At 70.6% G+C, this 12597-nt stretch carries 10 protein-coding genes and 1 riboswitch; of the genes, 4 read left to right on the top strand and 6 right to left on the bottom strand.

What is annotated here, in order from left to right:
* Positions 1-564: 564 nt before the first annotated feature.
* Positions 565-1149, top strand: coding sequence for a GNAT family N-acetyltransferase (locus tag QSJ40_RS09390; RefSeq protein ID WP_235444551.1), 585 nt, complete (start codon positions 565-567; stop codon positions 1147-1149).
* Positions 1150-1292: 143 nt separating this feature from the next.
* On the opposite strand, the gene QSJ40_RS09385 is transcribed toward QSJ40_RS09390, so the two are convergent.
* The 5 genes from QSJ40_RS09385 to QSJ40_RS09365 form a co-directional block, all read right to left on the bottom strand.
* Positions 1293-1889 (bottom strand): methylated-DNA--[protein]-cysteine S-methyltransferase, encoded by a 597-nt coding sequence (locus tag QSJ40_RS09385; protein WP_285730478.1) that lies wholly within the window; start codon positions 1887-1889, stop codon positions 1293-1295.
* A gap of 120 nt (positions 1890-2009) precedes the next feature.
* Positions 2010-2711, bottom strand: coding sequence for a DUF4870 domain-containing protein (locus QSJ40_RS09380; RefSeq protein WP_285730476.1), 702 nt, complete (start codon positions 2709-2711; stop codon positions 2010-2012).
* 216 nt (positions 2712-2927) lie between these two features.
* Positions 2928-4109: a cystathionine gamma-synthase gene (locus QSJ40_RS09375; RefSeq protein WP_006215761.1), complete on the bottom strand. Its 1182-nt coding sequence runs from the start codon at positions 4107-4109 to the stop codon at positions 2928-2930.
* Positions 4106-5581 (bottom strand): O-acetylhomoserine aminocarboxypropyltransferase/cysteine synthase family protein, encoded by a 1476-nt coding sequence (locus QSJ40_RS09370; RefSeq protein WP_271404451.1) that lies wholly within the window; start codon positions 5579-5581, stop codon positions 4106-4108. The genes QSJ40_RS09375 and QSJ40_RS09370 overlap by 4 nt, the downstream gene beginning before the upstream one ends.
* A gap of 49 nt (positions 5582-5630) precedes the next feature.
* Positions 5631-5740: riboswitch (SAM riboswitch) on the bottom strand.
* A gap of 34 nt (positions 5741-5774) precedes the next feature.
* Positions 5775-7181: an acyltransferase family protein gene (locus tag QSJ40_RS09365; protein ID WP_285730471.1), complete on the bottom strand. Its 1407-nt coding sequence runs from the start codon at positions 7179-7181 to the stop codon at positions 5775-5777.
* 354 nt (positions 7182-7535) lie between these two features.
* Here QSJ40_RS09365 and QSJ40_RS09360 point away from each other — a divergent pair, with 354 nt between their 5' ends.
* The 3 genes from QSJ40_RS09360 (at position 7536) to QSJ40_RS09350 (ending at position 10665) form a co-directional block, all read left to right on the top strand.
* Entirely contained in the window at positions 7536-7982 is a 447-nt protein-coding gene (locus QSJ40_RS09360; RefSeq protein WP_040561563.1) for a hypothetical protein, read from the top strand.
* Between the two features lie 236 nt (positions 7983-8218).
* Entirely contained in the window at positions 8219-9433 is a 1215-nt protein-coding gene (locus tag QSJ40_RS09355; RefSeq protein WP_006215757.1) for an NAD-dependent epimerase/dehydratase family protein, read from the top strand.
* A gap of 5 nt (positions 9434-9438) precedes the next feature.
* A complete protein-coding gene (locus tag QSJ40_RS09350; RefSeq protein ID WP_006215756.1) occupies positions 9439-10665 on the top strand; it encodes a glycosyltransferase family 4 protein in 1227 nt (408 codons plus the stop codon).
* A 9-nt stretch (positions 10666-10674) separates the two neighbouring features.
* On the opposite strand, the gene QSJ40_RS09345 is transcribed toward QSJ40_RS09350, so the two are convergent.
* Positions 10675-12444, bottom strand: a complete 1770-nt coding sequence (locus QSJ40_RS09345) for an alpha/beta-hydrolase family protein (RefSeq protein ID WP_053446744.1) — start codon at positions 12442-12444, stop codon at positions 10675-10677.
* Positions 12445-12597: the final 153 nt, after the last annotated feature.

Below are 12597 nucleotides of genomic sequence, written 5' to 3'. Positions count from 1 at the left end.
CAGCTGATCCAACCAAACAAAAAATTGCTTGAACTGGTATCAGCAGACAATTTGGCACACTATCGAGTTCTCAAACAACAGACGATCAACCAGCCCGTTTCACCAGGCCCGCGAAGATCAGTTCCTTCAGCCGCCGCAGCTCACGAGACCCGAACTTCGTTCATCTCTCGTTCACCGTTGTGCGGCCAGATCATCATACTCGCTTCACCCGCTCTTCACAACCCGGCTCCTTCGATCCGATCCCCCACGCCCATGCAGTGCAGGGCGAAGCGATCTGCTCGATCGAGCCGTTCAATGGTTGTGTCGACGCAGGATCATCCGGATCGGTGATCCTGCCGCTGCGCCGCACCGGTTCGAACCGGCGGGCCGCTCGCGGCGACAGAGAAGAACATTACACACCGCTGAGCACGCCCGCAAACCCGTGAGGCCCGCAGTGACGGGCCTCACCTGGGCCGAGTCCCGGTCTTCGTCGCGCAGCCGGCCGATTCGCCCGCACCTGCACCGGGCCACGCAGCTGCGCGCTGCCCACTCGGCTTCTCCACCGCGATGGACGCCAGCCGGCCCTTGGTCGTCTATACGATGGATCCCGTGAAGGACCTGCTGCCCCTGGAGACGGACCGCCTCTTCTTCCGCCGCTTCAGCGAGTCGGATCTGGAGGCCATGCACGCCTACCAATCACGTGAGGACTACGCGCAGCACGCCTGGCGCGGGCCTCGCTCGTGGGAGCACTCGGAGCGGGTCATCGCCGAGCATCGCGGGCCGAGGGCCTTCCTCCACGACGGGGACACCATCCGCTATGCCTTCAGCGCGCACGACGACCCGGAGGCGCTCTACGGGGAGATCGTGCTGACGCTCGTGGACGCCGAGTCGCGCCAGATCGAGATGGGCTGGGTGGTCAGCCCCGATCATGCAGGCAGAGGCTATGCAGGCGAGGCTGCGATCGCCGCGATCGACGCCTGCTTCGAGCGATTGGACGCCCACCGCGTGTTCGCGCGCCTGGATGCGCTGAACCACAGCTCCATCAAGGTCTGCGAGCGCATCGGCATGCGCAGGGAGGCGGAGCTGCGCGAATCGCACCTGCAGCTGGGCGAATGGCGCACGGAGCTCATCTACGCCGCACTGCGCTCCGACCGGATCAGCGCGGACTGACCTGCCGGTTCGCGCGGCCGTCGCGGAGGAACTCCACCTGCGGCCGACCTCCTGACCCGACATAGGCCCGTCCCGTGGATCGGGCTGTTCTACGCCCTCGGGCGCAGCCGCTGTCGGACGTCGCCGCTCGGGTCCCCGGTCCGTCAACGCGCTGTGCGTCGGGATTCCATCTCCAGCAGCTCCTGCTTGCGCTCGATGCCGGCGGCATAGCCGGTCAGCACCCCTGTAGAGCTGAGCACCCGGTGGCACGGCACGATCACCGACCACGGATTCCGGCCCACCCCCTGTCCCACCACCTGGGCCATCCCGGGATTGCCGAGCTGCTGCGCCAGCGCGCCGTAGGTGGTGGTGGTCCCGAACGGGATCTCCTGCAGCGCCTTCCACACCCGCGGGCGCAGGGGCTGCGGGCGGTCGTCGAGGGCCAGCGGCAGATCGAACCCGCGTCGCCGACCGGCGTACCAGTCTTCGAGCTGCTCCTGCGCCTCGCTCAGCAGGGCATGATCACCCTCCATGCCGAGGGTCTCGTCGTCCGGGAAGTGCTTCTGGTCCTCGAACCAGCATCCCGTGATCGCAGGCCGGCCGTCGTGCGGGCCGACAGCCACGACCATGCGCCCGAGCGGCGTCTCCACCCAGCGGTGCATGCGCGCCACGGGCTCCGGCAGCTCCATGCCGCGCGGAGGCGCAGGAGTCGGCTCGGGGATTCGTCGGGCGGCGCGCCCGGAGGTATCGAAGTCGCTCATGCGCACCATGGTGCGGCCATGTCCCCGCACGCGCAACGGCCGGGCCCTCCGCAGCGGAGGGCCCGGCCGTCGTCGTGGAATTCCGGCCGCCGTGCACGACGGGTGCCGGAGGATCCGGTCTCAGCTGAGGATCGGGATCTGCATGGGGTACTTGTACGCCAGGCCCTTGTTCGCCTGCATGGCGCCGAGGACGGCGAACACGATCGACAGGATGCCCAGGACGGGAAGCAGGAAGAGGGCCAGGCCGAGGGTGGGAATGGCCAGGATCCAGATCACGACGTTGAGCGCGAACACGATGACGTTGAAGTTGAAGGCGCCCGCGGAGGCATTGCGCACCAGCGGGTCGCGGTCCTTGAAGATGAACCAGATGATCAGCGGTGCTGCGAATCCGATCCAGCCGGCCGAGAACAGGAACAGCACCGGAGCTGCGATGTGGGAGATCATCGCCCAGGTCCGGGCGTCCGAGGGGCTCAGCGGCTGGCCGCCCTGCTGGAAGGTGGCCTGCCCGTAGTTGCCCTGGGCCGTGTACTGCTGTCCGCCGCCCTGCGGCTGGTCGTAGGCGCCCTGGCCTCCGTAGTCCGGATGCTGGCGCTGCTGCCCGGCTCCGGGGCAGCTGTAGCCCGGCTGCCCGTAGCCCTGCTGCGCGCCGGGGTCTCCGGAGGGCTGGCTGCCCGGCTGGCTCTGATTCGGGCCCCACGACGGCTGCCCGGACTGCTGGCGGTCGCGGCCCTGCCCGAACGAGGGGGCCTCGTGCTGCTGTCCGCCCGGGGCGTTGCGGCCGTCCGATCCGGAGGCCGGGTTCTGGGGATCCTGCGAGCTCATGAAGGCTCCTTCATATGGCGCTTGCATGGGGACCCGCGCGACGGCCGAGCCGAACGCGACGAGGCTGCTGCCCCCAGTGTAGGCAGAGCCCTGCAATCGCCGTCAGGTGACGGCGGTTGCAGGGCTCTGCCGGAGCCGGGGAGGCCGCCGCGTCAGCCGCAGTGCCGGATGAGCGCGCCGCCTGTCAGTCGCCGAGCCGGGCGAGCGCAGCGCCCGTCAGGCACCGAAGGCACGCTCCAGGTCCTCGAGGTGGTCGTCGAGGTCCTCGATCCCGACGGAGAGCCGGACCAGATCCACCGGCACCGCCAGCGGCGTGCCGGCCACGGATCCGTGCGTCATCTCGGAGGGCCAGCAGATCAGCGATTCGACCCCGCCGAGGGAGACCGAGAGCTTGTACATCTTCGTGGACTCCGCGAAGCGCCGGGCCGCAGCCTCTCCGCCGTGCACGCGGAAGGAGACCATGCCACCGAAGCCGTCCATCTGCCGTGCGGCCAGCTCGTGGCCGGGGTGCTCGGGCAGTCCGGGGTAGAGCACCTGCGCCACCTCTGGGCGCCCGATGAGCCACTCGGCGATCCGGCCTGCGGTCTCCTGATGGCGCTGCATGCGCAGCGACAGGGTCTTCAGCCCGCGCGCGGCCAGGAAGCAGTCCTGGGGCCCGGCGACCGCCCCGCCGGCGAACTGCTGGAAGCCCACGAGCTCGGCCAGCGTTCCTCCGGGCGAGAAGCCGCCCACGGCCTCGACCTCCCAGGCCCGGTCCGAGACGACGACCGCCCCGCCCAGCACGTCCGAGTGCCCGCCGATGTACTTGGTGGTGGAGTGCACGACGACGTCGGCGCCGAACTCCAGCGGACGCTGAAGGTACGGCGAGGCGAAGGTGCTGTCCACGATCAGCAGCGCCCCGGCATCCTGGGCGATCTGGGCGATGCCCGTCAGATCGGCGATGCCCAGCAGCGGATTCGTGGGGGTCTCGACCCAGATCACCCGCGTGCCCGCCTCCACAGCCCCGCGGACCGCATCGAGCGAGGTGACGTCCACCGGCGTGTGCCGGATCTGCCAGGGAGCCAGGACCCTGGTGATGAGCCGGTTGGTGCCCCCGTAGCCGTCGGCGCCCAGGACCACATGGTCTCCGGGGCGCAGCACCGAGCGCAGCAGCGCATCCTCCGCCGCGATCCCGGAGGCGAACGCGAAGGCCCGCTGCCCGCCCTCGAGCGCGCACAGCTGCTCCTCGAAGGCATTGCGGGTGGGATTGGAGCCGCGGGAGTACTCGTGGCCGTCGCGCAGGACGTTGATGCCGTCCTGGACGAAGGTGGAGGTCTGGTAGACCGGCGGGATGACCGCACCGGTCAGCCGGTCCGGCTCCTGGCCGGCGTGGACGGCGCGCGTGGTGAACCCGCTCATGCCTGCACCTCCTGGCGCTGGTCGCGGCGCGCGCCGCTCGGCTCGTCCTCGGAGCGCACCGGGGCGCCGTCCGTCGACGATCCCGGGGCACCTTCTGCGGCCGGGATCTCAGCGCCGCGCGCGGCCTCGACGCGCAGCAGCTCATCGAGCGAGGACTGCAGATCGGCGATCAGGTCGTCGACCGCCTCCAGCCCGATCGACAGCCGCAGGGTCTGCCAGCTGATCCCGCCGGCCAGTCGCTGCTCCTCCGAGAGACGGCAGTGGGTCATGGCCGCGGGATGGTTGATCAGCGAGCGGACGTCGCCGATGTTGGCCACCAGCTTGAAAAGCCGCAGGGAGTCGACGAATCCGGCCACTGCGGCATCCGAGCACTCCAGCTCGAAGCCGAAGACCGACCCGACGCCCTGGGGGAAGTCGCGCTCGGCGATCTCCCGATCGGCGGAGCCCTCGATCAGGGGGTGGTGCACGCAGCGCACCGCCGGATGCGTGCTCAGGAACTCGGCGATGCGAGCGGCGCTGTCCGAGTGGCGGCGCATGCGCAGGTCCAGCGTCTCGAGGCCCTGGATGATCTGGGAGGCGTTGAACGGCGAGAGCGTCAGACCCAGGTCGTGCACGAACTTGGCCCGGCACAGATGCAGGAACGGCGAGCCGCCGCGCAGCTTCTCGCACAGGCTGATCCCGCCCCAGCGCGCTCGCGGCTCGGTGAACTGCGGCCAGCGAGCGGCCTCGGCCTCCCAGTCGAAGCGACCGGAGTCGATCACGACGCCGGCCAGCGACGTCCCGTGCCCGCCGAAGAACTTGGTGGCCGAATGCACCACGATGTCCGCCCCGTGCTCGAAGGGCCGGTACAGGATCGGCGTGGCCAGGGTCGAGTCGACGATCACCGGGATCCCCCGCTCATGGGCGATACGGGAGATCGCGTCCAGATCCGCCAGCGTGGCCAGCGGGTTGCCGATGGACTCGAGGAAGAAGCCCCGAGTGTCCTCCGTGATCGCCTCCGACCAGGCCGAGGGGTCAGCGGGATCGACGTAGGTGACGGTCGCGCCGAGATCGGCCAGCGTGTCACCGAGCAGGTCGACGGTGCCGCCGTAGATCTTCTCCGAGACCACCAGGTGCTTGCCGGGGCCCGTGCTGATCAGCGCGAGCAGGGCCGCGGCGACGGCGGACTGCCCCGAGCCCATGGCCACGGCCCCCACTCCGCCCTCGAGATCGGCGACCTTCTGCTCCAGGACGGCGACCGTGGGGTTGCCCGTGCGGGAGTAGGTGAAGCCCGGGGTGGTCTGGGCGAACATGGCGGCGGCAGCCGCGTGGTCCGGGAACTCGAAGGCCGAGGACTGGTAGATCGGCACCGGCAGCGTGGCCTGGACGGGGGCGGCAGGGGCGCCCGGATCGGATCCTGTCCGGCCGGCGTGGATCTGGCGTGTGGCCAGCGAGGTCGAGCTCTTGAGCTCGTCGCAGGGCGAGGACGTCATGAGAGGTGTCTTCCGTGACGGGGTGCTCTTGACCTGCACGTCCCGCCGGAGCTTGTTCGTGCGCTGCGTCAGGTGCAGGCCGCTTCGTCATCCGAACCACCCTTGAACATGGGGTTGGTGCACAGCCAAGTCGGAGCTTGGCAGCTGTGTCTCGTGAAGCCGGTCCGATACTAGCACCCCACCGATCGAGCCGTCAGGACCTCCGTGCGGGCGGGACCAGCAGCAGGACCGCCGCGACCATGGCCGCCGCGCCGCCGAGGGCCAGCGGGATGCCGAGCAGGAAGCGGACCTCCAGCACGGCTGCGGAGAAGACGAGGACGGCCGCTGCGAGGATGCGGACCCACGCCCGTCCGTCCGGCGATGAGGAGCGATCGGGACTCGAAGCTCGCAGCGGCGCGGATCCGTCGGCTCGGGGCGCGGTCGGGGGCCGCTCACCCGAGGGCGATCCTCCGGCTGCGGGCCCCTCCGGTTCGGGCTCGCGGGCGACGATCCGCCCCGCCACGGCCTCCAGGACGCCCAGCGGACGCACGACCAGCAGGACCATCGCCCAGCACAGCAGCCCGATCGGCAGGCGCCACAGCCACCACTGCGCCGAGCCGGGCACCGGATCCGGGCCGCCGAGCAGCCACCACACCGCCATCACGGCCACGATCACCGGCAGGTGCCACAGGTACAGGGTCGTGGCCCGCGAGCCGACGACCCAGGCGACGGCCTGCGCGGGACGCCATCGCATGAGCCGCTCGAGAGCCGGCGAGCACAGCTGCAGGACGCAGGCCTGAGCCGCGCCGAGGGCGATCATGCACAGCGTGGGCGGGTTCAGGGCCGACAGTCCGTCCGCACTCCACCAGGGCAGGCTCGTCAGGCAGAGCATCACCAGGACCGACAGGGCCGTGATCCCGAGCAGTCTTCCTGCCGAGGCACGAGCGAAGGATCCGTCGTGGCGGAAGAAGCCGATCTGATGGATCGCCAGCCAGACCGGGGCGAAGCCGAGCAGGCCCCACCACGGCTGCTCCGCGGCGATGCGCAGCACCTCGATCGCAGCGCTGAGCCCCACCAGCGCAGCCAGGGTGAGGACGGGCCGGCGATCGTGCAGCCCGTGCAGCAGCGGCACACCGACCAGGCACGCGTTGTAGGCGCCCACGAACCACAAGTGCATCCCGAGCCCCTGCAGCGCCATCGAGGCCCAGTCGGCGGGCATCCCCACGAGCGTCGCGAGGGCGCCGGCCAGCGCCAGGGCGACCCACACAGCGCTCGCCGGCACGACCAGGCGCAGCAGCCGGGCGCGCACCCAGGCCGGCCCGCGGACGCCCTCCGCCGACTGGCGCGACCACGAGATCGCCGAGGCGCACCCTCCCACCACGAAGAACAGCGGCATGACCTGCACGAGCCATGACACCGGGGCGTACCAGGAGGCCTCCGTGGGTGCCATGACGCTGCGCAGCGCGCCCGTGCTCGGATCCGTCGTGAGCGTGACCAGCAGAATGTGGAGCACGACCACGGCGATCAGGCAGGCGACCCGAGCAGCATCCAGCGCGAGATCGCGCTGCGCAGGGATGGTCTGCGCAGCGCGCCGGCCGCGGGAGGTGCTCAGCTTCGTCACGTCTCCGATCGTCACACGGCGGCGGCATCGCAGGGGGCGCGGCGGGTGCCCGGGAGCGCAGCAGCGCGATTGTGACGTCAGAGCGTCTTCTTCCGCAGGTCAGGGGCATCGGATGGCCCCAAGGCCTTCTGCAGGAAGGCCTCCGCTGTTACGGTTACCCAAGAGTCATTTAGATATGGCGGATCGGGCATGAATCCGCCTGGATCCGCGCTGTGGCAGGGCTGAGAGACAGCTCCGCTTCCCCCGGTGGGTCTGTACGCGGCACAGCGGATCGCCTAATCTGGACTCGGGTCGCACCACGATGACGTCGGAGACCCTTCCCCCGCAATTCCGACGATCAGCGCAGGAGCAGCAGTGACTGTCACGAGCACCAGACTGGGCCGGCTGGGACCTCCCCAGCACCACAAGACGCCCCGCTCCCCCATGTGCCATGAGTGCACCACCGATCTCTACCTCAAGTTCCGGGTCTTCCTGCCCTCCACCCGCAAGCGCAGCCGCGTCCCGGGGCTGCGCCGGATCATGGGCCGCGTGCTGCGCTGCGCGGTCCGCTCCGGCGGACGCGTCGAGTACTTCTGCCAGAAGTGCGGCACGCAGCAGCGCCACCTCATCCCGGAGGGCTGGGAGCCCACCTCCAAGGGCCTGACCCCGTGCGACGTCCAGGACCTGGCCTCGGTGTTCATCGCCCCAGGCGAGTCCCTGCCCACGGAAGAGGTCCGCCAGCAGCTCCTGGGCCCGGAGCCCGCACCGGCCGCCCGAGCGGAGAAGACCCTGAGCCTCCGAGAGAGCCGGCTCCCGGCCTGATCCGGCCCGCGCCGGAGCCGTCGCTCTGCGCACCCGTCGGAGGCAGATGACACAATCAGGAGGTCCCCCTCCCGCGGGCAGCTCGGGCGCACCAGCCCTCGCATGCCGCTCGTTCACCGTCGGTTCATTCCGGGGTTGCAGGGTGGACGACGACCTTCTACAGCACCAGCCCGCTCGGCTCGGCGTCGTGATCCTTCCGATCCCCGCGCCGAGAGGCGCACGGAAACGGAGATGACGTGAAGATTGCGATCCTCGGCGGCGACGGATTCTGCGGCTGGCCTGCCGCCCTGCACCTCTCGGAGAGAGGTCACGACGTCATCACCGTGGACAACATGTCGCGCCGTCGGATCGACGACGAGCTCGGCGCGCAGTCGCTGACCCCGATCCGCCCGCTCGTCGAGCGCCTGCGCGCCTGGACCGAGGTCTCCGGCAAGGTCATCGAGCACCGCCACCTCGATGTCGCCGAGGACTACGAGGGCCTGCTGCAGCTGATCAGCGAGGACCAGCCGGACGCCGTCGTGCACTTCGCCGAGCAGCGCGCGGCGCCGTACTCCATGAAGAGCTCGCGCACCAAGCGCTACACCGTGGACAACAACGTGTCGGCCACGCACAACCTGCTCGCGGCGATCGTCGAGTCCGAGCGCGACGTCCACGTGGTCCACCTGGGCACCATGGGCGTCTACGGCTACGGCACCGCCGGGATGAAGATCCCCGAGGGCTACCTGGATGTAGAGATCCCGCACGAGGAGCAGGAGCCGATCCAGCAGCAGATCCTGTACCCGACCAACCCGGGCTCGATCTACCACATGACCAAGTCGCTGGATCAGCTGCTCTTCGCGTTCTACGCCAAGAACGACCAGCTGCGGATCACCGACCTGCACCAGGGCATCATCTGGGGCACCACGACCGCCGAGACCCAGCGCGACGAGCGGCTGATCAACCGCTTCGACTACGACGGCGACTACGGCACGGTGCTCAACCGCTTCCTCATGCAGGCGGCGGTGGGCTACCCGCTGACGGTCCACGGCACCGGCGGGCAGACCCGCGCGTTCATCCACGTCCAGGACATGGTGCGCTGCGTCGAGCTGGCCCTCGAGAACTCCCCGGCCCCCGGCGAGCGCGTCAAGATCCTCAACCAGATGACCGAGACGCACCGCGTCCGCGACCTGGCCGAGCTGATCGCCCGCATCTCCGGGGCCGCCGTGGAGATGGTGCCGAACCCGCGCCAGGAGTCGGCGGAGAACGAGCTGCACGTCACCAACGACACCTTCCTGGAACTCGGCCTGCAGCCGACCACCCTGTCCGAGGGCCTGCTGCACGAGGTCGAGGAGACCGCCAAGCGCTACGCCCACCGCGCGGACCTCTCCAAGATCCCCGCGCGCTCGCTGTGGAACCGGCGCACCCGGGCCGGTGTCCCGGCCTCCGTGGCCCACGAGTCGCAGGGCAGCTGAGCAGCTTGCGCATCGCGCTGTTCACCGAGGTCTTCCTGCCGAAGATCGACGGCGTCGTCACCCGCATCATGCGGACCATGGAGCAGCTGGAGCAGCTCGGCCACGAGGTCGAGGTCTTCGCTCCGGGGCACCCGCCGACGCAGTACGCCGGGCACCGCGTGCACAGCGTCCGCTCGCTGTCGTTCAAGCCCTGGTACCCCGAGATCAGGGTGGGCCTGCCCACCGGGCGCATCGCGACCCGGATGGCCGAGTTCGAACCGGACATCGTCCACGCCGTGAACCCGGTGTGGCTCTCGGCCTACGGCGTGCTCTCGGCTCGCCGGCGCAACCTGCCGCTGCTGGCCTCGTTCCACACGGACGTCCCGCACTACACGGAGGCCCTGGGCCTGAACCTGCTGCGGCACCCGTCGGAGTCGTGGATCCGGTGGCTGCACAACCAGGCCGAGCTGAACCTGTGCACCTCCGGTCCCATGGTGGAACGGGCCCGGACGGTCGGCATCCAGGATGTCGACCTGTGGCCCAAGGGCGTCGACACCGTGGCCTACACGCCCGAGAACGCGGACCGCGCCATGCGCGAGCGGCTCAGCGACGGGCACCCCGAGGCCCCGCTGATCGTCTACGTGGGGCGCGTCTCCAAGGAGAAGAACCTCGACGAGCTGCTCGAGCCGATCCGCCGCCTGCCCCGGGCGCGCTTGGCGATCGTGGGCTCCGGACCGCACAAGGAGGCGCTACAGGAGCAGTTCGCCGGGACGAACACCGTGTTCACCGGGTACATGTCCGGTCTCGAGCTCGCCCAGGCCTACGCCTCCGCGGACGTCTTCGCCTTCCCGTCGCGCTCCGAGACCCTCGGCCTGGTGGCCCTGGAGGCCTTCGCCTCCGGCGTCCCCGTGGTCGGCGCGCGTGCCGGCGGCATCCCCTTCGTGATCGACGAGGGAGTGACCGGGCACCTGGTGGAGCCCGGGGACGCCGACCAGCTCACCGAGGCGCTACGGGGTCTGCTCGAGGACCCGCAGCGCCGTGCGCGGATGGCCCAGGCCGCCCGCGACGAGGCGCTCAAGCACTCCTGGAGGGCCTCGACGGAGGCCCTGGTGGACTTCTACACCGAGGCGATCGAGCGCCACTGGCGCGATCACGTGCCGGCCGGTCCCATGCTCAAGCTCGTGGGCGCCGCCGATCAGCGCGCTCTGCGGCTGCCCCCTGCCATCCGGAAGTACACCGACCTGCTGCCCTGAGCCGCCCGCTCAGTGCGGGCGCACGCGCGAGGCGATCCTGGCGATGACGGCCTGCTCCTGGGCCGCACTGAGCTCGATGCCCAGCACCCATGCCCACGCTCGGACCTGCTCGCCGTGGTAGCTGTGCCCGTGGCCGCCGGGGATCTCTATCGAGCGCGGCATGTCGGTGGTGATCTGCCAGAACGTCACCCAGGGCAGCCAGCGCAGCGTCGTGATGACGTCGGGGGCGGGGCGACGGCGCAGCTCCTCGATCCAGTCGAACCGCCGCCAGATCAGCGCCGGGGACCACCACACCACGGGATCCGAGGCATGCTGCAGGTAGGCGATCCGCGGACGCCGCCACGGTCCGTACGGGGCTCCCGAGGGATCCAGATCGAGGTCCTGGGGCCGATTCGCGAAGCGCACGTGCGCCCCGCTGCGGTACACGGGCAGGATCTCGGTGCTGCCCTCGTCCCGATCCGCCACGATCCGCGACCACAGCCGAGTGGCCCGCGGCGTGCCGGACCACACGGCGCCATCGACCGACGACAGCATCTCGTGGATGCTGGCGAAGGCGCCGTGCCCGCCATAGGCCCCGAGCGACTCCCCCGCCGCGAACAGCCGGGGCCGCCGCTGCTGGGCAGGGAGGCTGTCGAGCTCCCGGCGCACGCGCTCGAAGAGGACGCGGCCGGCGCGTCGGGCACCCTGCCGATCCACCACGAAGGCGAGTCCCGACGGCGCGAATGAGTACTGCAGGGTGGCGCTCGCGCAGTCGCCGCCGGTCAGGTACTCGACGCTCGCCGGGGTCCAGTCCTGGATCCAGCCCGTCCCCGTGCCGGTGAGCAGCACGAGCACGCCGCGCTCGAACGCTCCGGTGCGGTGCAGCTCGGCCACCACGGCATCGGCGGCGTCCTCGAGGCTGTCATGGGCGATCTTGCCGGCGAAGACACGGATCGGCTCCCGGTGCTGCCCGGCAGCGGTCTGCGGGCTGAGCCGCAGGCGCTCGAGATCCGCCGCCCGAGGCCCGTCGGCCACGAAGGCCTGTCCGTGCGTGCCCAGGACGTCATAGGACTCGCTCGAGCCCGGCCCGCCCGAGCGCTCGGGCTCCGCGGGACGACGGCGGCCGTCGGCCCAGCGGCGATTGGCGATCGTTGCACGGCGAACCATGCGCCGGGCGATCTGCGCGATCAGCAGGCGGTTGGTCAGCGCCACCGCACCGAGGCCGGCGACCGAGGCCAGGCCCGGGCCCACGAGATCCCGGGAAATGAAGCGCACGCCGCCTGCGACCGTGGAGCGGATCCAGTGCATGACCCAGCCGAAGGCCACGCCCCCGAGCCACCACGACGTGCCCACGGCGTAGCCGATCACATGGGCTCGCGGGCCGCCGTCGCGGGTCTCGACGAGCTCGGAGGTCCGCCGCTGCGCCCCCGCCGAGCGAGCCAGAGCCGCCGCGGTGACCGCCGACGCCCCGCCGATCAGCGCCGCCGTCAGGGGGTGCAGCCGCCCACGGCGTCGGGCGGGATCCGTGCGGCTGCGGAAGTCGGCGGCCGCACGCCGGATGCCCGGTGTGGGGCGCTCGCCCAGCCGCAGCCCGAGGTTGTGCAGGCCGACTCCCAGGGCGTAGCCGCCCAGCTGGTTCGTGGCCACCGAGGCAGCGGTCATCCACCAGGTCCGGGGTACGAGCGACGGGGACAGGGACACCCAGGACGCCCCGAGACCCAGCACCAGGCCGGCGCGGTTGAACCATGGCTGTCGGACGTCTCCCGGGCGGTGGATCGGAGGGCGGAACGAGTAGCGCACCCGGCCATCCTATGGATCCCGGCCCCTCTTGAGGGGCGGCGTAACCTCCGGCGCGACGGTCGCGGCAGCTGCCTGGATGCGATGGAGTGGATTCAGCGGGACATCACCCCACTGCCAGGCGGCACCCGTATCCTCGGTCGCGAGCACCGGATC

This window comes from Kocuria sp. NBRC 114282, assembly GCF_030268385.1.
In the GTDB taxonomy this organism is placed as follows: Bacteria; Actinomycetota; Actinomycetes; order Actinomycetales; family Micrococcaceae; genus Kocuria; species Kocuria palustris.
This window is presented reverse-complemented; position numbering and strand designations above follow the sequence as displayed.

Coding starts and splice junctions, on each gene's coding strand:
- QSJ40_RS09375 (WP_006215761.1), bottom strand. CDS start 4,109: ATGAGCGGGTTCACCACGCGCGCCGTCCACGCCGGCCAGGAGCCGGAC.
- QSJ40_RS09370 (WP_271404451.1), bottom strand. CDS start 5,581: ATGACGTCCTCGCCCTGCGACGAGCTCAAGAGCTCGACCTCGCTGGCC.
- QSJ40_RS09380 (WP_285730476.1), bottom strand. CDS start 2,711: ATGAGCTCGCAGGATCCCCAGAACCCGGCCTCCGGATCGGACGGCCGC.
- QSJ40_RS09385 (WP_285730478.1), bottom strand. CDS start 1,889: ATGAGCGACTTCGATACCTCCGGGCGCGCCGCCCGACGAATCCCCGAG.